Genomic DNA, 19975 nt, shown 5'->3' with positions numbered 1-19975 from the left:
GGCGGATTTTCTGCCTGGCTTCTCAGCGCGATTCAGACTGACTTAGTCCGACTCAGCCCCACGGGCCATAGTTGAACGGCTTCTTGCCGCCCTGGCCTGCCTGCGGATGCGCGCTGGTCGGCGAAACGGCGGGAGCGGCCGACGTATTTCCCATGGGCAAACGCGCCACGCTTGCCGGTGGCTGAGCGGTGGCCTGGCGCTGTGCCTCGATATCGTCGAGCAAGGCCTGCAACACCTCGGCGTTGAAGAGCGGATGATTGGCGGCCTCGCCGGGTTTGAGCACCGGCGACACGCAACAGTCGATCACTTCCAGCCGGTCGATCCAGGTTTGCAGCGTTTCGGAGGCGATCAGCGCGCCCAGTTCGCGTGTGAGCGAGGCCGCGTCCGATCCGCCGATCGCCTGGCCCAGACTCCAGTGGCGCTGCGCCCAGTCTTCGCGACCGAGCGCGGTGCACAGCGCCTGCCAGAACTTGAGTTCGAGCGCGCCAACCGCGAGCCAGCGGTCGTCCTGGGTGCGATACAGGTTGTAGCAAGGCACGCCGCCGTTCAGCAAACCGCCGCCGGGCTGCAGCGCCGCTGCGTCGTCGTTGGCGAGCGCCACTTGCGCGACCACGTTGTTGACATGCGATTCGCGCGCCATCGAGATATCGACGAAACGGCCTTCGCCGCCGCGCGACACCTGCCAGAGCGCCGCGAGGATTTGCGTGACGGCGGACAGCGCGCCGCCGAGCAGATCGGCGATCTGGAAATTCGGCAGCACTGGCGCGCCGTCGCGCCCGGCGATCTGATCGAGCACGCCCGCATAGGCGATGTAGTTGATGTCGTGGCCCGCGCGCTCCGAGAACGGGCTGTTCGTGCCGTAACCCGTGATCGCACAATAGACGAGCTTGGGGTTGGCCGCGCGCAGTGTCTCGTAACCCACGCCGAGCCGGTCCATCACACCGGGCCGGAAGCTCTCGACCAGCACGTCGGCGTCGCGTGCGAGCGCCAGCAGCACGGCGCGGCCGCTTTCGGATTTCAGGTCGAGCCGCGTCTCGCGCTTGCCGCGATTCACCAGCCGGTAGAACGCGCCGGGACGCCCCGCGAGTTCATCGGCCGTGTTCTGCATCATGGTGCGCGACGCATCGCCAGCGCCGGGCGGCTCGATCTTGAGCACGTCCGCGCCCATTTCCGCAAGGCGCAACGTGGCTACGGGCCCGGGTAAAAGCCGGGTCAGATCGAGAACGCGTAGGCCCTGCAATGCGGCGGGTGTCGACACTCGGTTGGCTCCTGACGATGCGCTGGCGAAAGTTGCGAGAGGCAGCAAAAAGGCGACCGGACGATCAGCCGATCTGCTCAAGTTCCTCGTGGGCTTCGAGCCAGTCGGCTTCGAGCGCTTCGAGGCGCGACTGAACTTCGGCCTGACGCCGGATCGATTCGGTCAGCTTGCTCTTTTGCGCGGCCTCGTAGCTGGCTGGATCGGCGACAAACGCGTCCAGTGTGCTCTTTTCCGTGTTGAGCGCGTCCATCTCTTTTTCGATTTTGGCGATCTTTTGCTGCAAGGGCTTTTTCAGGTGTCCGAGACGCTGGCGCGTTTCCGCTTCCTGACGGCGCTGCTCCTTGCGGTTCACGCCGTCATCGACACCCGCAGCCGCATTCGCCGTGCCGACGGCCGCCGCCTTGAGTGCCGCGCGTTGTTCCGCGGCGTGCTGGAGCAGCCAGTCGCGGTAATCGTCCAGGTCGCCGTCGAACGGCTGCAGGCGGTGCTTTGCGACCAGCATGAACTGGTCCGTGGTGGCGCGCAGCAGATGCCGGTCGTGCGAGACCAGAATCAGCGTGCCTTCGAACTGCGCGAGCGCCATCGTGAGCGCGTGGCGCGTTTCGAGGTCCAGGTGATTGGTCGGTTCGTCGAGCAGCAGCAGATTGGGCTTTTGCCAGATGATGAGCGCCAGCGCCAGGCGCGCCTTTTCGCCACCCGAGAACGGGGCGATGGGCGCGGTCGCCATCTCGCCGGGGAAATTGAAGCCGCCGAGGAAGTCGCGCAGTTCCTGTTCGCGCGTGTCGGGCGCGAGGCGCGCGAGATGCTGGAGCGGCGTGTCGGCCGGACGCAGCGTTTCAAGCTGATGCTGCGCGAAATAGCCAATCTGCAGGCCCTTGCCGGTGCGCAATTCGCCCGAAAGCGGCGCGAGCGTGGCGGCGAGGGTCTTGATGAGCGTCGACTTGCCCTGGCCATTCGCCCCGAGCAGGCCAATGCGCTGACCATTCTGGATCGACAGCGCGACGCCTTCGACGATGGGCGTTTCGCTGCCGTCTTCAGCGCGATAGCCGCAGCGCACGCGGTCCATCACCAGCATGGGATTGGGCGCGGAATCGGGCGTGCGGAATTCGAACGTGAACGGCGAGGTGGCGTGCGCGGGCGCGATCAGCTCCATCTTCTCCAGCGCCTTGACGCGGCTTTGCGCCTGGCGTGCCTTGGTGGCCTGCGCCTTGAAACGGTCGATGAAGCTTTGCAGGTGAGCGACGGTGCGCTGCTGCTTCTCGAACGCGCTCTGCTGGAGCGCGATCTGTTGCGCGCGCAGGATCTCGAACTGCGAGTAATTGCCGCCGTAGCGCTTGATCTGCTGGTTTTCCAGATGCAGCGTGACATTGCAGACCGAATCGAGGAATTCGCGGTCGTGCGAGATCACGATGAGCGTGCCGGGATAGCGATGCAGCCAGTCTTCGAGCCAGACGATGGCGTCCAGGTCCAGGTGGTTCGTGGGTTCGTCGAGCAGCAGCAGGTCGGAGCGGCACATCAGCGCCTGGGCCAGGTTCAGGCGCATGCGCCAGCCGCCCGAGAAGCTGGCGACCGGCTGGCGGGTCTGGTCCATCGTGAAACCCAGACCGAGCAGCAGCGCTTCGGCGCGCGCCGGGGCGGTGTAACCGTCGGCGTCGGCAAAGGCGGCGTGCGCTTCGGCTTCGGCCGCACCGTCGTGGGCGGCCGAAGCCGCGGCAATGCGCGCCTCGATCTCGCGCAACGGAGCGTCGCCGTCCAGCGTGTAGTCGAGCGCGTTCTTGTCGACGGCCGGGGTTTCCTGCGCGACGTGGGCAATCGACCACGAAGGCGGCATGGAGAAGTCGCCCGCGTCCGCGTGCAGCTGGCCGCGCAGCACGGCGAACAGCGTGGATTTGCCCGCGCCGTTCGCACCGATGAGACCGACTTTTTCGCCTGGATTGAGGGTGAACGAGGTCTGATCGAAGAGCGGCTTGGTGCCGCGGGCAAGACTGAATTGATTGAAGCGGATCACGGGGGTGCCAGCGCAGACAAAACGTAAAGCGCCATTTTAAACTGGCTCGCGCTTCGCCCGGCATCGTCCGGACGGCTAGTGCGCCATTGCGGTGTTTTTGCAAAAAAGTCGCCGAACATTCGCCCGACATGGGCGCTCGGCCATTGGCCATCTGGCCAGGGTGCGGGCCGCAGGCTTTCTCACGTAGACTGGCGCTTTCCTTTGGGGAGGAACCCGATGACCACGGTCTATTCGTTCACGGCGCAACCGCTTGGCGGCGCGGCACCCGTGAGCCTCGAACAATACGCGGGCAAGGTCCTGCTGATCGTCAACACCGCAAGTGAATGCGGTTTCACGCCGCAGTACGCGGGTCTGCAAAAGCTTTATGACCAGTACGCGACGCGCGGCCTCGCCGTGCTCGGCTTTCCGTGCAACCAGTTCGGCAAGCAGGAGCCGGGTGACGCCACGCAGATCGGCGCGTTCTGCGAAAAGAACTTCGGCGTGACCTTTCCGATGTTCGAGAAGATCGACGTGAACGGTGCGAACGCGCATCCGCTCTACCACTGGCTGACGGGCGAGGCGCCAGGGCTGCTCGGGCTTGAGCGCATCAAGTGGAATTTCACGAAGTTTCTCGTCGACCGTAGCGGCAAGGTCGTGAAGCGCTACGCGCCCGTCACGAAGCCGGACGCCATCGCCGCCGATATCGAAAAGCTGCTCTAAGACGCGCAGCGAAAGCGCCTGCGCTCAGAGAATCGGCGCGAACAGGCGGGCAACATGCATCGCGATCTTGCGCCAGGCGGGCGCATCGCGATACTCGCTGCGATCGATTTCCAGGCTCGCTTCGAAGTCGCGCAGCAGCATTGCCTCGACTTCCGATGCGAAGCCCGCGTGAACCGTGAGCACCATGATCTCGAAGTTCAGGCGGAACGAGCGGTTATCCAGGTTCGCGCTGCCAATGGCGGCCGCCGTATCGTCGATCAGCACGACCTTCTGGTGCAGGAAGCCCGGCTGGTAGCGGAAGATGCGGATGCCCGCGCGCACCGCGTCATAGGCGTAAAGCGTGGAGGCTTCGAACACCACGTAGTGGTCGCGGCGGCTGGGGATCAGGATGCGCACGTCCACGCCGCGCAGCGCGGCCAGACGCAGGGCGGCGAGCACGGCGGAATCGGGCACCAGATAAGGCGTGGTGATCCAGATGCGCGAGTTCGCCGCGTTGATCGCCTCCACGAAAAAGAGCGAGCAGGTTTCCTGACGATCGGCGGGGCCGGTGGGCATCACGAGACAGTCCATGTCGTCGCCGTCGAGCGCTTTGAGCGGCGGCGGCTCGCTGCCCGGCAGTTCCTGGGTGACCCAGTACCAGTCTTCGGTGAAGGCGAACTGGATGTTGGCCACCACCGGGCCGCGCACCTCAATATGCGTATCGCGCCACGGCGAAAGCGGCGGTTTGGCGCCCAGGTATTCGACGCCCACGTTATGACCGCCGACAAACGCGCGTTCGCCGTCCACCACGACGATCTTGCGGTGATTGCGGAAGTTGAGCTGGAAGCGATTGACGAAGCGTCGCCGGGTCGAAAACGGATGCACTTCCACGCCGCCCGCGCGCAAGGCCTGCACATAGCTCGCGGGCAGATCGAAACTGCCGATGCTGTCGTAAAGGAAATGCACGCGCACGCCGCGCGCGGTGCAGGCAAGCAGCAGGTCTTTGAGCATGTCGCCGAGGGCGTCAGCGCGCACGATAAAGAACTGCACGATCACATAATGACGGGCTTGCTCGATGGCGTCGAAAATCGCCGAGAACGTGGCCTCGCCGTTCACGAGCGTGCGCACCGCATTGCCAGGCACGAGCGGCATGCCGCCCAGGTGCGAGAGCGTGCGGATCACGCGTGGGTTGAGGGCGTCGGGGCTGTCGCCTGAGCCGGGCGTCCTGGCGGCCAGCCGGTCGCCGGACGCGCTGCCAGGCTGTCCCAGATCGGGCGCGTGTGCGCGGGAGCGCAGTGTTTCGTTGCGCAGCCGCCGGGCGTCCGCGTAACCGGCGAACTTGCTGCGGCCAAGGAACAGATAGGGGATGAGCGTGAGATAGGGCATCGTCGCGAGCGAGACTGCCCACGCGATCGCGCCTTGCGAGGTGCGGGTGACGAGGATGGCGTGACACGCTGCGATCAGTCCGAGCAGGTGGACGATGGCGAGCACGGTGCCGAGGGTTGACCAGTCGAATCGCATAAAGACGCGGGACGCTCCTGAAGCCTTGAGCTTATAGGGCCGGGAAACGTTCATCTTACCGAAGCCCGCGCAATGAGGGCTATCCCGGCAGCCGGGCAGACTGGATGCCCGTGTCAAACTCGCGCGCCACATGGCGGCGCGCGAGTGAGGGGTGAGACCGCTGGCTTAGACCGGCAGGTCGCAAGCCTGGATCAGGAACACCTGATCGTCGCCCGCGCTCGTCGAGAGCCAGACGAGATCGAGGCCGCCAAACGCGGCTTCAACATTTTCACGCTCGTTGCCGATCTCGACCACCAGCACGCCGTTGTCCGTGAGCCAGTTGCGCGCTTCCTTGACGATGCGGCGCACGATGTCCATGCCGTCCGAGCCGCCCGCGAGCGCCATTTCCGGCTCGTGACGATATTCGGGCGGCAGTGCATCCATCGAAGCCGCATTCACATACGGCGGATTCGTGATGATGACGTCGTAGCGGCGCTCGGGCAGCGGCGCGTACAGATCGCCTTCGAACAGCGCAATGCGCTCGTCGAGTTCATGCTCGTGCACGTTGCGCTTTGCCACTTCCAGCGCGGGCGCGGAGAGATCGACGGCGTCGATATCGGCATTCGGGAACGCGTGCGCCGCGAGAATCGCGAGGCTGGCCGAACCGGTGCAGAGTTCGAGCACGGCGGTGACCTGTTCCGGGTCTTCGACATACGGCTGCAGGCCGTCGGCCAGCAGTTCGCCGATAAACGAACGCGGCACGATCACGCGCTCGTCCACGTAAAAGCGCAGGCCGTGCATCCACGCTTCCTGCGTGATGTACGCGGCGGGCACGCGCTCGGTGGCGCGGCGCTCGATCACGGCGAGCACCTTGTCGATTTCCTCGGGCGCGAGACGCGCGTCGAGGAACGGATCGAGCAGGTCGAGCGGCAGATGCAGCGAGTGCAGGATCAGGTAAGCGGCTTCGTCGTAAGCGTTGCTCGAACCGTGGCCGAAAGCGAGCTGCGCGGCGGAGAAGCGCGAGACGCCGTAGCGCAGCAGATCGCGCACGGTGTTAAACGTCGTGGAAAGCGGATGGGTCATAGGGTGAACTCCAGCGTGAGCGCGTGTGGCGCTTACGCGATCAGTTGTTCGAGCACGCGGCGGTACACGTTCTTGAGCGGGTCGATGAACTTGACTTCGATATGTTCATCGATCTTGTGGATGCTGCCATTGGGCGGGCCGAATTCCACCACCTGCGAGCACATGCGCGCGATGAAGCGGCCGTCGGACGTGCCGCCCGTGGTGGAAAGCTCGGTGGTCACGCCCGTTTCGTCGAGGATCGCCTTTTCCAGCGCGTTCGACAGGTCGCCGCGCGGCGTGAGGAAGGGCAGGCCGCTCACGCTCCAGTGCAGATCGTATTCAAGGCCATGCTTGTCGAGGATCGCATGCACGCGCTGTTGCAGGCCTTCCACGGTGCTCGCGGTGGAGAAGCGGAAGTTGAACAGCACTTCGGCGTGGCCGGGGATCACGTTGCTCGCGCCCGTGCCGCTGTGCATGTTCGAAACCTGCCAGGTGGTGGGCGGGAAGTATTCGTTGCCGTCGTCCCATTTTTCGGCGACGAGTTCGGCCAGCGCCGGCGCCAGCAGATGCACGGGATTCTTCGCCAGATGCGGATAGGCGATGTGGCCTTGCACGCCCTTGACGACGAGCTTGCCCGACATCGAACCGCGGCGGCCATTCTTCACGCAGTCGCCGAGCGTGGCCGACGACGTCGGTTCGCCGACGATGCAGTAATCCATCTTTTCGCCACGCGCCTGCAGCGCTTCGACGACCTTCACGGTGCCGTCGGTGGCGGGGCCTTCCTCGTCGCTGGTGATGAGGAACGCAATCGCGCCGCGATGTTGCGGATGCGCGGCGACGAACTCTTCGCTTGCCACCACGAAGGCGGCCAGCGAGGTCTTCATGTCGGCGGCGCCGCGGCCGTAGAGGATGCCGTCGCGATGATGGGGTTCGAACGGTGGCGAGCTCCATTGTTCGAGCGGGCCGGTCGGCACGACGTCGGTGTGACCCGCGAAGGCGAGCAGCGGGCCGTCGGTGCCGGCCGCGCCGCGTTTGACGGCCCACAGATTGGTCACGCCGTTGGATTCGATCGTTTCGCACGCGAAGCCGAGCGCGCTGAGGCGTTCGGTCATGATGCGCTGGCAGTGCTGGTCGTCGGGCGTCACGGACGCGCGCGCGATCAGGGCTTCGGTAAGGGCGAGTGTGGCGGACATGGAGGGACCGGTTGCAAATGAAAATGCCGGCGCCGCTGACGAATCAGGGGCCGGCAACAGCATGTGACGGCGTTGAGGTCCGATGTGCGCGCTGGGTGTCGGGCGCTCATCGGACTCAAGCCTTAGCCCTGAGCTTCAGGCAAAAATCGCTTCGAGCTGCTCGGCGGCGAAACCGAGCGCCTTCACGCGGCCATTCACCGCGATCACCGGACGCTTGATGATCGACGGCTTGTGGCTCATCAGCGCAATCGCGCCGGCGGTGGAGTCGGCTTCGGCCTTGTGCACCTCGGACAGGCCGCGCCAGGTCGTGCCGCGCTTGTTGATCAGTTGATCGAGCGACACGTCCTTGAGCCAGTCCTGCACCAGCGCGTTCGACACGCCGGCTTTCTTGAAGTCGTAAAACTCGAACTCGATACCATGCTCTTCCAGCCACACACGGGCCTTCTTCACGGAATCGCAGTTCGGAATGCCGTAGACGACGACAGTCTTTGCGGCCTTCGCCATCAGTCGCCTCGCAGCAGCTCGTTCAGGCCGACCTTGGCGCGGGTCTTGGCGTCGACCTTCTTGACGATCACGGCGCAGTACAGGCTGTGCGAACCGTCCTTCGAGGGCAGGTTGCCCGCGACCACGACCGAGCCAGCCGGGATGCGGCCGTAGCTGATTTCGCCGGTTTCGCGGTCATAGATCTTGGTCGACTGGCCGAGGTACACGCCCATCGAGATGACCGAGTTTTCTTCCACGATCACGCCTTCCACGACTTCCGAACGCGCGCCGATGAAGCAGTTGTCTTCGATGATGACCGGGTTGGCCTGCAGCGGCTCAAGCACGCCGCCAATGCCGACGCCGCCCGAGAGGTGCACGTTCTTGCCGATCTGGGCGCACGAACCGACCGTTGCCCACGTGTCGACCATGGTGCCTTCGTCAACGTAAGCGCCGATGTTGGTGTACGACGGCATCAGCACGACGTTCTTGCCGATGAACGAGCCGCGGCGCGCGATGGCCGGCGGCACGACGCGGAAGCCGCCTGCGGCGAAGTCTTCAGCCGTGTAGTTGGCGAACTTCGAGGGCACCTTGTCGAAGAATTGCGTGAAGCCGCCGGCGCCCATCGGCGCGTTGTCTTCCAGGCGGAACGACAGCAGCACGGCCTTCTTCACCCACTGGTTGACGACCCAGTCGCCGTCCTTCTTCTCGGCGCAGCGCAGCGCGCCTTTGTCCAGCTCGGCGATGACGTGGGCGACGGCTTCACGCACGTCGTTCGGCGCGGACTTGGGCGAGAAGTCGGCGCGGTTTTCCCAGGCGGTGTCGATGATCTGCTGAAGTTGTTGCGACATGGTGGTGATTTCGTGAGAGTTCGGTAAAAAATCGCGGTGAAAAAGCGCACCGCAATGACTTGATCGGCAAAGCGTGGCACGCGCGGCAGGGCGCGCGTGCGGGAGAGCGGTTGCAGCGTTTTAGCCGTTCGAGCGGCTTGTGGCTGCTGTCGGGGCTTTCGCCGCGGCCGTCGTCAGGCTTCGAGCGAGCGGCAGAAGTCGACGATGCGCTTTGCGCCCTTGATGCACTCCTCGACGTCGGCGACGAGCGCGAGGCGTACAAAACCGGCGCCGGGATTCGTGCCGTGCGCTTCGCGCGCGAGATACGAGCCCGGCAGAACGGTCACATTATAGTCGGCGTAGAGGCGCTGGGCGAACGCGTCGTCCGTGAGGCCGGTGCGCGCGACGTTGGCCCAGAGGTAGAAGGCCGCGTCGGGCAGCTTCACGTCGAGCACGTCGGCGAGCAGGGGCGTGACGGTCGAGAACTTCTTGACGTACTGCGCTCGGTTCTCGCGCACGTGCTGCTCGTCGCCCCACGCGGCGATGCTGGCGGACTGCCAGACCGGCGACATCGCCGAGCCGTGATAGGTGCGATACAGCAGGAATTGCTTGAGGATGGCCGCATCGCCCGCGACGAAGCCCGAGCGCATGCCCGGCGCATTCGAGCGCTTGGACAGGCTCGACAGCATGACGAGGCGCTCGAAACCGCGGCCCAACTGGTGCGCGGCTTCCAGACCGCCGAGCGGCGGCTTCGATTCGTCGAAGTAGATCTCCGAATAGCATTCGTCGGACGCAATCACGAAGCCGTACTTGTCCGACAGCGCGAACAGTTCGCGCCAGTCGTCGAGCGTGAGCACCGCGCCGGTCGGGTTGCCCGGCGAGCAGACGAACAGCAGCTGGGTGCGCGCCCAGACGTCTTCCGGCACCTGCGAATAATCGCAGGCGAAGTTGCGGGCCGGATCGCTGTTCACGAAGTACGGTTGCGCGCCCGCGAGCAGGGCGGCGCCTTCGTAGATCTGGTAGAACGGGTTCGGGCAGAGTACGATCGGCCGCTTCGCCGGGTCTTTCGCGCCCGCCGTGGGATCCACCACCGCCTGCGCGAGCGCGAACAGCGCCTCGCGCGAGCCCGACACCGGCAGCACCTGGGTGGCGGCGTCGACTGCGGGCAGGCTGTAGCGCTCAGTCACCCATTTCGCAATCGCCTCGCGCAGCGCGGGCGTGCCACCCGTGGCCGGATACACCGACAGACCGTCGAGCGAAGCGACAATGGCGTCGCGGATCAGCGCGGGCGTTGGATGTTTCGGCTCGCCGATCCCGAAGCTGATGTGGCGCAGGCCGGCATTCGGCGTGACGTCCTTGAAGAGCACGCGCAGCTTTTCGAAGGGATAGGACTGGAGGGTGTCGAGTAGCGGATTCACTGGCTTGGCGGGCGGATTGGGCGAGGACGGCATGGCAGCGCGCCCGGCGCGGGGCAGAACCGGAAACGGTCGCTGGCGTCGGTGGCTGATGCGTCTGGAAAAGCGTGAATTATAACTGGGTGTGGTGCGGACGTTTGGGCCGGGAGGCGCGAACCGCGCGCTGATAGACGATATCAAGACGACATTAAGGTAAGGACGGATGCAAGGCATGCAATCAACGAAGTGGACGCGGCCCATCGCGCGGCCAGCGCAATGAGCGCGAGCCTGAAGGCCGGCTGGCCCACGCTCGCCATCCTGATCGGCGCTTCGGTATGGGGCGTGATCTGGTATCCGCTGCGCACGCTGGCGAGCTTTGGACTGACCGGCACGGCGGCAGGGGCCGCCACCAGCGCGGCGGGCTGCCTGTTCGTGCTGCTGCTGCGCCGCCGCTCGATCGCCACGGTGCGCTGGCACTGGCTGCTGCCGATGTTGGGCCTCGCGGCGGGCGTGACGAATATCGGCTTTGTGTGGGGCGCGATCCACGGCGAAGTGATGCGCGTGCTGCTGTTGTTCTACCTCACACCCGCATGGACCGCGATCTTTGCGCACTTCATCCTGCACGAACGCCTCTCGTGGTCGGGCGCGGCGCTGGCGGGGCTATCGCTGCTCGGTGCGGTGATGATGCTGTGGTCGCCGAAACTCGGCGTGCCCTTGCCGGGCAGCGCGGCGGAATGGGCCGGGCTGGTGGCGGGGATGGGCTTCGCGATGAGCAACGTGCTGGTGGTCAAGACGAGCCGCGTGCTGCCGCAGATGAAACCCGAAATGCGCACGGCCGTGATCTTCGGCGGCGCGGCGATTTTCGGCGCGCTGGCTTCGTGCTTCGAGCCGTTGCCGGTGATTCACGCGGGCGAGCCGGTCGCGCAGATCGTCTTGCTGGTGCTGGTTCTCGGGCTGCTGCTCAGCTCGAACAATATGCTCGTGCAGTACGGCCTGGCGCGCGTGCCCGCGAACCGCGCGTCGATCATCATGCTGTTCGAAATCGTCGTGACGGCGCTGTCGTCCTGGCTGCTCGCCGGGGAGACGCCGGGGCCGCGCGAATGGGCGGGCGGCGCGTGCATCGTGCTGGCTTCGCTACTGTCGAGCTGGGTGCATCGCGCGCAGGATGCGAAACGGCTCAATCGGCATAACGCACCGCCCACGCACGAAAGCGCCGACGCCAGCGCGATCGCGCACGCCCAGACGAGCCGTATCGACGAAGGCCGCGATGCTGAAACCACGGCCGCCAACCCCGAAGAAGCCGCCGATCAGTCCGAAAGCGACGCGAAAGACAGCGCTGCACCCGATGCCAGTCGGCGTAGCGGTCAGAATGGCTCACGTGCGATGGTATGATTGCCGCTGATCCTCGCTGGCCCGTTTGCGCATGCTGTGTATGAAGCGCGTGGTGCGGCGAGCCGTGGCGGCTGCCCGAGATGCTTGATGTATGCCTGATGCGGCGCGCCGCGCCGTCGTGCGACCGGTTCGAAGGTCGGCGGCGCGTGGCCTGCGACCAGCGGCGCGGGCGGTCCCGTTCACTATCCCTATTCCAACAGCGATATCGCCGTGCGTCTGACCTCGATTAAACTCGCTGGCTTCAAATCATTCGTCGATCCCACGCATTTCCAGGTCCCGGGCCAACTCGTTGGCGTGGTCGGGCCGAATGGCTGTGGCAAATCGAACATCATCGACGCCGTGCGCTGGGTGCTCGGCGAATCCCGCGCCTCCGAGCTGCGCGGCGAGTCGATGCAGGACGTCATCTTCAACGGTTCCACGGCACGCAAGCCCGGTAGCCGCGCCAGCGTCGAACTCGTGTTCGACAACGCGGACGGCCGCGCCGCCGGCCAGTGGGGCCAGTATGCGGAGATCGCCGTCAAGCGCGTGCTCACGCGCGACGGCACCTCCAGCTATTACATCAACAATCTGCCGGCACGTCGCCGCGACATCCAGGACATCTTCCTCGGCACGGGTCTGGGCCCGCGCGCTTACGCGATCATCGGGCAGGGCATGATCGCGCGCATCATCGAAGCCAAGCCTGAAGAGCTGCGCGTGTTTCTCGAAGAAGCCGCGGGCGTGTCGAAGTACAAGGAACGCCGCCGCGAAACGGAAAACCGCCTGCACGACACGCGCGAAAATCTGACGCGCGTGGAAGACATCGTGCGCGAGCTCTCGACGAATCTCGACAAGCTCGAAGGCCAGGCGGTGGTGGCCACGCGTTACCGCGAACTGCAGGCCGATGGCGAAGAAAAGCAGCGTCTGCTGTGGCTGTTGCGCAAGAACGAAGCGGCCGCCGAACAACAACGTCAGCAGCGCGCGATCGAACAGGCGCAGATCGACCTCGAACGCCACACGGCGCAGTTGCGCGAAGTCGAAGCGCAGCTCGAAACGCTGCGCGTCGCGCACTATTCGGCCAGCGACGCCATGCAGGGCGCGCAGGGTTCGCTCTACGAGGCGAACGCCGAAGTCAGCCGTCTCGAAGCCGAGATCAAGTTCATCGTCGAGTCGCGCAACCGCGTGCAGGCGCAGATCGCCGCGCTCACCGCGCAGCGTGAGCAATGGCAGGTGCAGGCGCAAAAGGCCCAGGACGACATCGAAGACGCCGAAGAGCAACTGGCGATGGGCGAGGAAAAGGCTGCCGTCGCCGAAGAAGACGCGGCCGCGAAGCAGGAAGCCTTGCCCGCGCTCGAAAACCGCTGGCGCGATGCGCAGTCGCAACTGAACGAGGAGCGCGCAGGCATCGCGCGCACCGAACAGGCGATCAAGCTCGAAGCCGCGCATCAGCGCAACGCCGACCAGATGCTCCAGCAGCTTCAGCAGCGCGAAGAGCGCCTGAAGTCCGAAGCGAGCGGACTCGACGCGCCGGACGAAGTGCAGCTCGAAGAGTTGCGCATGCAGCTGGCGGAGCAGGAAGAGATCCAGCGCGACGCGCAGGATCGTCTGTCCGATGCGCAGGAAACCGTGCCGCGTCTGGACGCCGAGCGCCGCGCCGCACACGAACGCGTCAACGCGGAAAGCGCGCAGACGCACCAGCTCGAAGCGCGCCTCGCGGCGCTCAAGCAGCTGCAGGAAAACGTCCAGACCGAAGGCAAGATCCAGCCGTGGCTCGAACGTCACGAACTGGGCGCGCTGCCGCGTCTGTGGAAGAAGCTGCACGTGGAAGCCGGTTGGGAAACCGCGCTCGAAGCAGTGCTGCGCGAGCGCCTGGCCGCGCTCGAAGTGTCGAATCTCGACTGGGTCAAGGCGTTCGCCAGCGACGCGCCGCCGGCCAAACTCGCGTTCTATGCGCCGCCGCTCGCGGCTGCCACGCCCGCTGCGCCTGCTGGTTTCACGCCGCTGCTCTCGCTCGTGCGTATCGACGATGCGGGCCTGCGTGCGGTGCTGAACGAATGGCTCGGCACGACCTTCGTTGCGACCGACCTCGCTGAAGGCCTCGCGAAGCGCGCGCAACTGCCCGAAGGCGGCGTGTTCGTCGTCAAGGCGGGCCATATGGTTACGCGTGTCGGCGTGCAGCTTTATGCCGCCGATTCGGAACAGGCCGGCATGCTGGCGCGCCAGCAGGAAATCGAAAATCTCACGCTGCAATTGCGCGCCCAGGCGTTGCTGGCCGACGAAGCGCGTACGGCGGTCGTTCGCGCCGAAGCCGCACACACCCAGGCAGCCCAGCAGCTCGCCGAATTGCGCCAGCAGGCCGAACGCGCCACGCAGCGTGTGCACGCGCTGCAAATGGACGTGCTCAAGCTGACTCAGGCGCACGAGCGTTACACGGCGCGCAGCACCCAGATCCGCGAAGAGCGCGAAGAGATTCGCGCGCAGATCGAGGAGCAACGCGCGTTGCGTGCGGAGTCGGAAGCGAATTTCGAGCGCCACGACACCGAACTCGCCGAGTTGCAGGCACGCTTCGAAGACAACCAGCTCGCGTTCGAAGCTCTTGACGAAGAACTCGGTTCGGCGCGCAATCAGGCGCGCGATCTCGAACGCGCGGCCGGTGATGCGCGTTTCGCGGCGCGCAATATGGCCAACCGCATCGAAGAGCTCAAGCGCAACGTTCAGGTCGCGCACGACCAGAGCGAGCGCGTGGCCGCATCGCTCGAAGATGCACGCGCCGAGCTGGAAACCATCAACGAGCAGACCGCGCACACGGGTCTGCACGACGCGCTGGAAATTCGCGCCGAGAAGGAAGAAGCGCTGCGCAACGCGCGCGTCGAACTCGACGATCTGAGCGCGAAACTGCGCGCCGCCGACGAAACGCGCCTGAACGCCGAGCGCGCGCTGCAACCGCTGCGCGACCGCATCACCGAATTGCAGCTGAAGGAACAGGCCGCGCGCCTGAACGGCGAGCAGTTCGTCGAACAGCTTCAGGCCGCTGGCGTGGACGAAATCGCGCTGCAGGAAAAGCTCACGCCGGACCTCAAGGCGCCGTATCTGCAAGGCGAAGTCACGCGTATCAACAACGCGATCACGGCGCTTGGGCCGGTCAATATGGCCGCGCTCGACGAACTGGCCGCCGCGAAGGAGCGCAAGACCTTCCTCGACGCGCAGTCGGCCGACCTGACGAGCGCAATTGAAACGCTTGAGGACGCGATCCGCAAGATCGACCAGGAAACGCGCACGCTGCTGCAAGGCACGTTCGACCAGGTGAATCACCACTTTGGCGAGCTGTTCCCGCGCCTGTTCGGTGGCGGTCAGGCGAAGCTCATCATGACCGGCGACGAAATTCTCGACGCGGGCGTGCAGGTGATGGCGCAGCCGCCGGGCAAAAAGAATTCGACCATTCATTTGCTGTCGGGCGGCGAGAAAGCGCTTACGGCAACGGCGCTGGTGTTCGCGATGTTCCAGCTCAATCCGGCGCCGTTCTGTCTGCTGGACGAAGTGGATGCACCGCTCGACGACGCCAACACGGAGCGCTTCGCGAACCTCGTGCGCGCGATGTCCGACAAGACGCAGTTCCTCTTTATCTCGCACAACAAGATCGCGATGGAGATGGCGCAGCAGCTGATCGGCGTGACCATGCAGGAGCAGGGCGTGTCGCGCATCGTGGCCGTGGACATGGAAACGGCCGCGGGTTTCGCACAGAATATCGGCTGAACGATTTAGAGCTTTTATAGAACTAAGGGACGGCGCGCGGTGCGCGTCCGGCAGCGCCTCAAGCAGGCGGCCGGCGCACAGGCCCGCGACGCCACGCTTGCGGAAGGCGCATTGGCACAGGCCGGTGCGCGCCGCCGGAAAAGAATTGCAGATGGAGCATGCATGGATCAGTTGACTCTCGGGTTGATCGGCGCTGGCGCCGTAGTCGTCGGGGGCGTGGTGGTATACAACGCGTGGCAGGGCGCCAGGGTGCGCCGTCGCATGCCGCGCCCGATGCCCGAGGAAGCGGTCGAATCGACGCAACGCGACGACCTGCAGGAGCCCAGCCCGTTTATCGAACCGGCGCGCGCACCGTCGCGGCGCGAGCCTTCGCTGGCCGCCGCCGGCGCAGAAGAGGCGGTCGAGCGCGTGGAACCGGGCTTCGGTACGGCCGCGCCTGCTGACACGCCCGTCGATATCCAGGCCGAAAACACTTCGCCGAACGGTTTCGCCGAAGCCGAAGCGGCGCACGCCGAAGGTGAGGCGCCTGTAGTCGCAGCAGCCGAGCACGCCGCGCAGGGCGAGGGCGAGTCTGCCGAACCGGCGCAAACGCACACCCAGGCTTCGGCTGGCGAAGACGAACGCGTCGAACCGGTACTGCCGGCTGCGACGACGATCTCCTCGGCTCCGCCCGCGATCGTGGACCGCCGCATCGACTGCATCGTGCCGATCCGTCTGGGCGCCGTGATGCCCGGCGAGCGCGTGATTCCGCTCGCGCAACGCCTGCGCCGGGCGGGCAGCAAGCCCGTGCATATCGAGGGCAAGCCCGAAGGCGGCGACAACTGGGAGCTGCTGCAAAACGGCGTGCGCTACGAAGAACTGCGCGCCGCAGCGCAGCTCGCGAACCGCAACGGTCCGCTCAACGAACTGGAGTTTTCGGAATTCGTCGCGGGTGTGCATCAGCTTGCCGATGCGCTCGACGGCCTGCCCGAATTCCCGGATATGACCGAGACGGTTGCGATGGCGCGCGAACTCGACGGTTTCGCGGCGCAATGCGACGCGCAACTCTCGATCAACGTGCTGTCGGACGGCGCGCCGTGGTCCGCCAACTACGTGCAGGCGGTGTCGGCGCAGGACGGGCTGCTGCTTTCGCGCGATGGCACGCGTTTCGTGAAGCTCGACGCCAAGCAGAGCCCGGTGTTCATGCTGCAGTTCGGCGACACCAATTTCCTGCGCGACGACCTCACCTACAAGGGCGGCCAGATGATCACGCTGATCCTCGACGTGCCGGTGGCCGACGAGGACATCCTGCCGTTCCGCCTGATGTGCGATTACGCGCGTTCGCTCGCGGAGCGCATTGGCGGGCGCGTGGTGGACGACCAACGCCGTCCGCTGCCGGAATCGGTGCTGCAGAACATCGACAAGCAGCTGATGACGCTCTACGCGAAACTCGAACAGGCCGGCATTCCGGCGGGTTCGGCGGCGACGCGGCGGTTGTTCAGCCAGTAATTCAGCCAATAAGGCTGGCCGCAGTTCAGATCGCGCGAAAGGCGCGGCGCCATCAGGGCGCCGCGCCTTTTTCTTATGGGCGTCCAGTTTCCCGCGTGGGGCGCGAGCGGGGTGATCGGCGTATTCATTTGGCATCGACGAGAGTTGCTGCATGCGGGTGACGGTGCGTTCACAGTCGCATCCGGGCGGCGGCCGGTCAATGCCTTGCGCCCTACGTTAGCCATCCGGCCAGGACATTGGCGCGACCCGTTCGGCGGCGCACGAAGTTAGCCGTTCGGCCGATGCGACAGGCGCGGCTTCCTGAGATAATCTGTCTCCTAAATCACTCGTCAGAAGCCGCAACCAGCATGGTCCGTCATCCCGCCCGTCCTCCCGAAGCATCCTCCGCGACCGAGCGCGCGGCGTGGCTGCGCGCCGAACTCGAGCGCGCCAACCACGCGTACTACGTGCTCGACCAGCCGGAGCTGCCCGACGCGGAATACGACAAGCTGTTCCGCGAACTGCAGGCGATCGAATCCGAACATCCCGATCTGATCACGCCCGATTCGCCCACCCAGCGCGTGGGCGGCGAGGCGTCGGCAGGCTTCGAGCCGGTCGTCCACGACGTGCCGATGCTCTCGCTCAACAACGGTTTCGCCGACGAAGACATCGCCGCGTTCGACAAGCGCGTGCACGACACGCTCGGCAAGGGCGAAGGCGAGGAAGTCGATTACGCCTGCGAACTGAAGTTCGATGGCCTGGCCATTTCGCTGCGCTATGTGGACGGCGTGTTCGTGCAGGCCTCCACGCGCGGCGATGGCACGACCGGCGAGAACGTCACCGAAAACGTGCGCACGATCCGCTCGCTGCCGTTGCGCCTGAAAGGCAAACGCGTGCCGAAGGTGCTCGACGTGCGCGGCGAAGTGCTGATGTTCCGCCGCGATTTCGCGCGCATGAACGAGCGTCAGCGCGAAGCCGGCCAGAAGGAGTTCGCCAATCCGCGCAATGCGGCGGCGGGCAGCCTGCGCCAGCTCGACTCGAAGATCACCGCGCAGCGTCCGCTGTCGTTCTTTGCTTACGGTATCGGCGTGCTCGAAGGCGAGCCGATGCCCGCCACGCACAGCGAGATGCTCGACTGGTACGCCGAAATGGGTCTGCCGGTGAACAGCGAGCGCGCGGTCGTGAAGGGCGCGCAAGGCGTGCTCGACTTCTTTCGCGCCGTGGGCGAGAAGCGTGAGAGCCTGCCGTACGACATCGACGGTGTGGTCTACAAGGTCAATCGCCGCGACGAACAGGACGTGCTCGGCTTCGTCTCGCGCGCGCCGCGCTTCGCGCTGGCGCACAAGTTTCCGGCTCAGGAAACGCTCACGAAGCTGCTCGCCATCGACGTGCAGGTGGGGCGCACGGGCGCGATCACGCCGGTCGCGCGGCTCGAACCGGTGTTCGTGGGCGGCGCGACCGTCACGAATGCCACGCTGCACAACGAAGACGAAGTGCGCCGCAAGGACATCCGCATCGGCGATACGGTGATCGTCCGCCGCGCGGGCGACGTGATCCCCGAAGTGGTGAGCGCGCTGCTGGAGCGGCGCCCGGAAGACGCGCGGGAATTCGTCATGCCCACGGAATGCCCGGTATGCGGCTCCCGCATCGAGCGGCTGCCCGACGAGGCCATCGCGCGCTGCACGGGCGGCCTGTTCTGCCCGGCGCAACGCAAGCAGGCGCTCTGGCATTTCGCGCAGCGCCGCGCGCTCGATATCGACGGCCTGGGCGAAAAGATCATCGACCAGTTGGTCGAGCAGAACCTCGTGCGCACGCCCGCGGATCTTTTTAATCTCGGTTTTGCCACGCTCGCCGAGCTTGACCGCATGGCTGATAAATCGGCGCAAAACCTGCTCGATTCGCTGGAAAAAGCCAAGTCCACCACGCTGGCGCGTTTCATATACGCGTTGGGCATTCGTCAGGTGGGCGAGTCCACCGCGAAAGATCTGGCCAAATACTTCGGCTCGCTCGACCCGATCATGGACGCGAGCATTGAACAACTGCTCGAAGTGAAGGACGTGGGGCCGATCGTGGCGGAGTCGATCCACCAGTTCTTTGCGGAAGAACATAACCGCACCGTGATCGAGCAACTGCGCGCGCCCGGCAAGGTCACATGGGTCGAAGGTCCGCCCGCGCCCAAGGCGCCGGTGGGTGTGCTCGCGGGCAAGACGGTCGTGCTCACGGGCACGCTGCCCACGCTTACGCGCGACGCGGCGAAGGAAATGCTGGAAGCGGCCGGCGCGAAGGTGGCCGGATCGGTGTCGAAGAAGACGGACTACGTGGTGGCGGGCGCCGACGCGGGCAGCAAGCTTGCGAAAGCCGAGGAACTCGGCGTGCCGGTGCTCGACGAAGAAGGGTTGCACAAGCTCCTGGAGGGGCATTCAACATGATTCGCGAAATTCTCAGGATGGGCGATCCGCGCCTGCTCGGCATCGCCAGACCCGTCGATCATTTCGACACGCCGGAACTGCACGAGCTGATCGCCGACATGTTCGACACGATGCACGCGGCCAATGGCGCGGGCCTCGCCGCGCCGCAGATCGGCGTGGACCTGCAGGTAGTGATCTTTGGTTTCGAGCAGAACGAGCGCTATCCGGAAGCGCCGGCTGTGCCGCAAACGGTGCTGATCAACCCCGTCATCCACCCGCTTTCGCACGATATGGAAGAGGGCTGGGAAGGGTGCCTGTCGGTGCCGGGCATGCGCGGCGCGGTGAGCCGCTATTCGATGATCCGCTACAACGGCTACGACCAGTACGGCAAGCCGATCGAGCGCGTCGCCGAAGGTTTCCACGCGCGGGTGGTGCAGCACGAGTGCGACCATCTGATCGGCAAGCTGTATCCGATGCGGATTACGGATTTTTCGAAGTTCGGCTTTACGGAAGTGCTGTTCCCGGATCTCGATCCGAATAGCGACGACTGATCTGGCGGCGGAAGTCGCGTCGATC

14 protein-coding genes are annotated in these 19975 nt (G+C 65.4%); 6 read left to right on the top strand and 8 right to left on the bottom strand.

Annotated elements, in window-relative coordinates:
* Positions 1 to 52: 52 nt before the first annotated feature.
* Positions 53 to 1240 (bottom strand): CaiB/BaiF CoA-transferase family protein, encoded by a 1188-nt coding sequence (locus F3J17_RS08110; protein ID WP_167056634.1) that lies wholly within the window; start codon positions 1238 to 1240, stop codon positions 53 to 55.
* Between the two features lie 82 nt (positions 1241 to 1322).
* Positions 1323 to 3266: an ATP-binding cassette domain-containing protein gene (locus tag F3J17_RS08105; protein ID WP_167055914.1), complete on the bottom strand. Its 1944-nt coding sequence runs from the start codon at positions 3264 to 3266 to the stop codon at positions 1323 to 1325.
* Between the two features lie 216 nt (positions 3267 to 3482).
* On the opposite strand from F3J17_RS08105, the gene F3J17_RS08100 reads away from it, so the two are divergent.
* A complete protein-coding gene (locus F3J17_RS08100) occupies positions 3483 to 3965 on the top strand; it encodes a glutathione peroxidase (RefSeq protein WP_167055912.1) in 483 nt (160 codons plus the stop codon).
* Between the two features lie 24 nt (positions 3966 to 3989).
* Here F3J17_RS08100 and cls read toward each other — a convergent pair whose 3' ends face one another.
* The 6 genes from cls to dapC all read right to left on the bottom strand — a co-directional run bounded on the left by cls (position 3990) and on the right by dapC (position 10460).
* The gene (gene cls / locus F3J17_RS08095) at positions 3990 to 5465 is read right to left on the bottom strand and encodes a cardiolipin synthase (RefSeq protein WP_167055909.1); all 1476 of its coding nucleotides are present in this window, start codon (positions 5463 to 5465) and stop codon (positions 3990 to 3992) included.
* 165 nt (positions 5466 to 5630) lie between these two features.
* Entirely contained in the window at positions 5631 to 6527 is an 897-nt protein-coding gene (gene prmB / locus F3J17_RS08090) for a 50S ribosomal protein L3 N(5)-glutamine methyltransferase (RefSeq protein ID WP_167055906.1), read from the bottom strand.
* 32 nt (positions 6528 to 6559) lie between these two features.
* Positions 6560 to 7699: a succinyl-diaminopimelate desuccinylase gene (dapE, locus tag F3J17_RS08085; protein WP_167055903.1), complete on the bottom strand. Its 1140-nt coding sequence runs from the start codon at positions 7697 to 7699 to the stop codon at positions 6560 to 6562.
* Between the two features lie 135 nt (positions 7700 to 7834).
* A complete protein-coding gene (locus F3J17_RS08080) occupies positions 7835 to 8203 on the bottom strand; it encodes an arsenate reductase (RefSeq protein WP_167055900.1) in 369 nt (122 codons plus the stop codon).
* Entirely contained in the window at positions 8203 to 9030 is an 828-nt protein-coding gene (gene dapD / locus F3J17_RS08075) for a 2,3,4,5-tetrahydropyridine-2,6-dicarboxylate N-succinyltransferase (protein ID WP_167055897.1), read from the bottom strand. Before dapD ends, F3J17_RS08080 begins: the two co-directional genes overlap by 1 nt.
* Before the next feature lie 173 nt (positions 9031 to 9203).
* A complete protein-coding gene (gene dapC, locus F3J17_RS08070; protein WP_205194686.1) occupies positions 9204 to 10460 on the bottom strand; it encodes a succinyldiaminopimelate transaminase in 1257 nt (418 codons plus the stop codon).
* A 219-nt stretch (positions 10461 to 10679) separates the two neighbouring features.
* On the opposite strand from dapC, the gene F3J17_RS08065 reads away from it, so the two are divergent.
* From F3J17_RS08065 to def, 5 genes are all read left to right on the top strand, one after another.
* Positions 10680 to 11795, top strand: a complete 1116-nt coding sequence (locus F3J17_RS08065) for a DMT family transporter (protein ID WP_167055895.1) — start codon at positions 10680 to 10682, stop codon at positions 11793 to 11795.
* Positions 11796 to 12005: 210 nt separating this feature from the next.
* Entirely contained in the window at positions 12006 to 15524 is a 3519-nt protein-coding gene (smc, locus tag F3J17_RS08060; protein WP_167055892.1) for a chromosome segregation protein SMC, read from the top strand.
* Between the two features lie 162 nt (positions 15525 to 15686).
* Positions 15687 to 17012, top strand: a complete 1326-nt coding sequence (locus F3J17_RS08055; protein WP_167055890.1) for a cell division protein ZipA C-terminal FtsZ-binding domain-containing protein — start codon at positions 15687 to 15689, stop codon at positions 17010 to 17012.
* Positions 17013 to 17359: 347 nt separating this feature from the next.
* Complete coding sequence (gene ligA, locus F3J17_RS08050; protein WP_167055887.1) at positions 17360 to 19420, top strand: NAD-dependent DNA ligase LigA; 2061 nt, start codon at positions 17360 to 17362, stop codon at positions 19418 to 19420.
* The gene (def, locus tag F3J17_RS08045; protein WP_027814833.1) at positions 19417 to 19950 is read left to right on the top strand and encodes a peptide deformylase; all 534 of its coding nucleotides are present in this window, start codon (positions 19417 to 19419) and stop codon (positions 19948 to 19950) included. The genes ligA and def overlap by 4 nt, the downstream gene beginning before the upstream one ends.
* Positions 19951 to 19975: the final 25 nt, after the last annotated feature.

The sequence above is a fragment of the Burkholderia sp. Ax-1719 genome, from assembly GCF_011753055.1.
In the GTDB taxonomy this organism is placed as follows: domain Bacteria; phylum Pseudomonadota; class Gammaproteobacteria; order Burkholderiales; family Burkholderiaceae; genus Paraburkholderia.
This window is presented reverse-complemented; position numbering and strand designations above follow the sequence as displayed.

Excerpts from the sequence above, each read along its gene's own strand:
- F3J17_RS08080 (WP_167055900.1), bottom strand. The coding sequence starts at position 8,203 with ATGGCGAAGGCCGCAAAGACTGTCGTCGTCTACGGCATTCCGAACTGC.
- F3J17_RS08055 (WP_167055890.1), top strand. The coding sequence starts at position 15,687 with ATGGATCAGTTGACTCTCGGGTTGATCGGCGCTGGCGCCGTAGTCGTC.
- def (WP_027814833.1), top strand. The coding sequence starts at position 19,417 with ATGATTCGCGAAATTCTCAGGATGGGCGATCCGCGCCTGCTCGGCATC.
- ligA (WP_167055887.1), top strand. The coding sequence starts at position 17,360 with ATGGTCCGTCATCCCGCCCGTCCTCCCGAAGCATCCTCCGCGACCGAG.
- dapC (WP_205194686.1), bottom strand. The coding sequence starts at position 10,460 with ATGCCGTCCTCGCCCAATCCGCCCGCCAAGCCAGTGAATCCGCTACTC.
- cls (WP_167055909.1), bottom strand. The coding sequence starts at position 5,465 with ATGCGATTCGACTGGTCAACCCTCGGCACCGTGCTCGCCATCGTCCAC.
- dapD (WP_167055897.1), bottom strand. The coding sequence starts at position 9,030 with ATGTCGCAACAACTTCAGCAGATCATCGACACCGCCTGGGAAAACCGC.
- F3J17_RS08100 (WP_167055912.1), top strand. The coding sequence starts at position 3,483 with ATGACCACGGTCTATTCGTTCACGGCGCAACCGCTTGGCGGCGCGGCA.
- F3J17_RS08065 (WP_167055895.1), top strand. The coding sequence starts at position 10,680 with ATGAGCGCGAGCCTGAAGGCCGGCTGGCCCACGCTCGCCATCCTGATC.
- dapE (WP_167055903.1), bottom strand. The coding sequence starts at position 7,699 with ATGTCCGCCACACTCGCCCTTACCGAAGCCCTGATCGCGCGCGCGTCC.
- prmB (WP_167055906.1), bottom strand. The coding sequence starts at position 6,527 with ATGACCCATCCGCTTTCCACGACGTTTAACACCGTGCGCGATCTGCTG.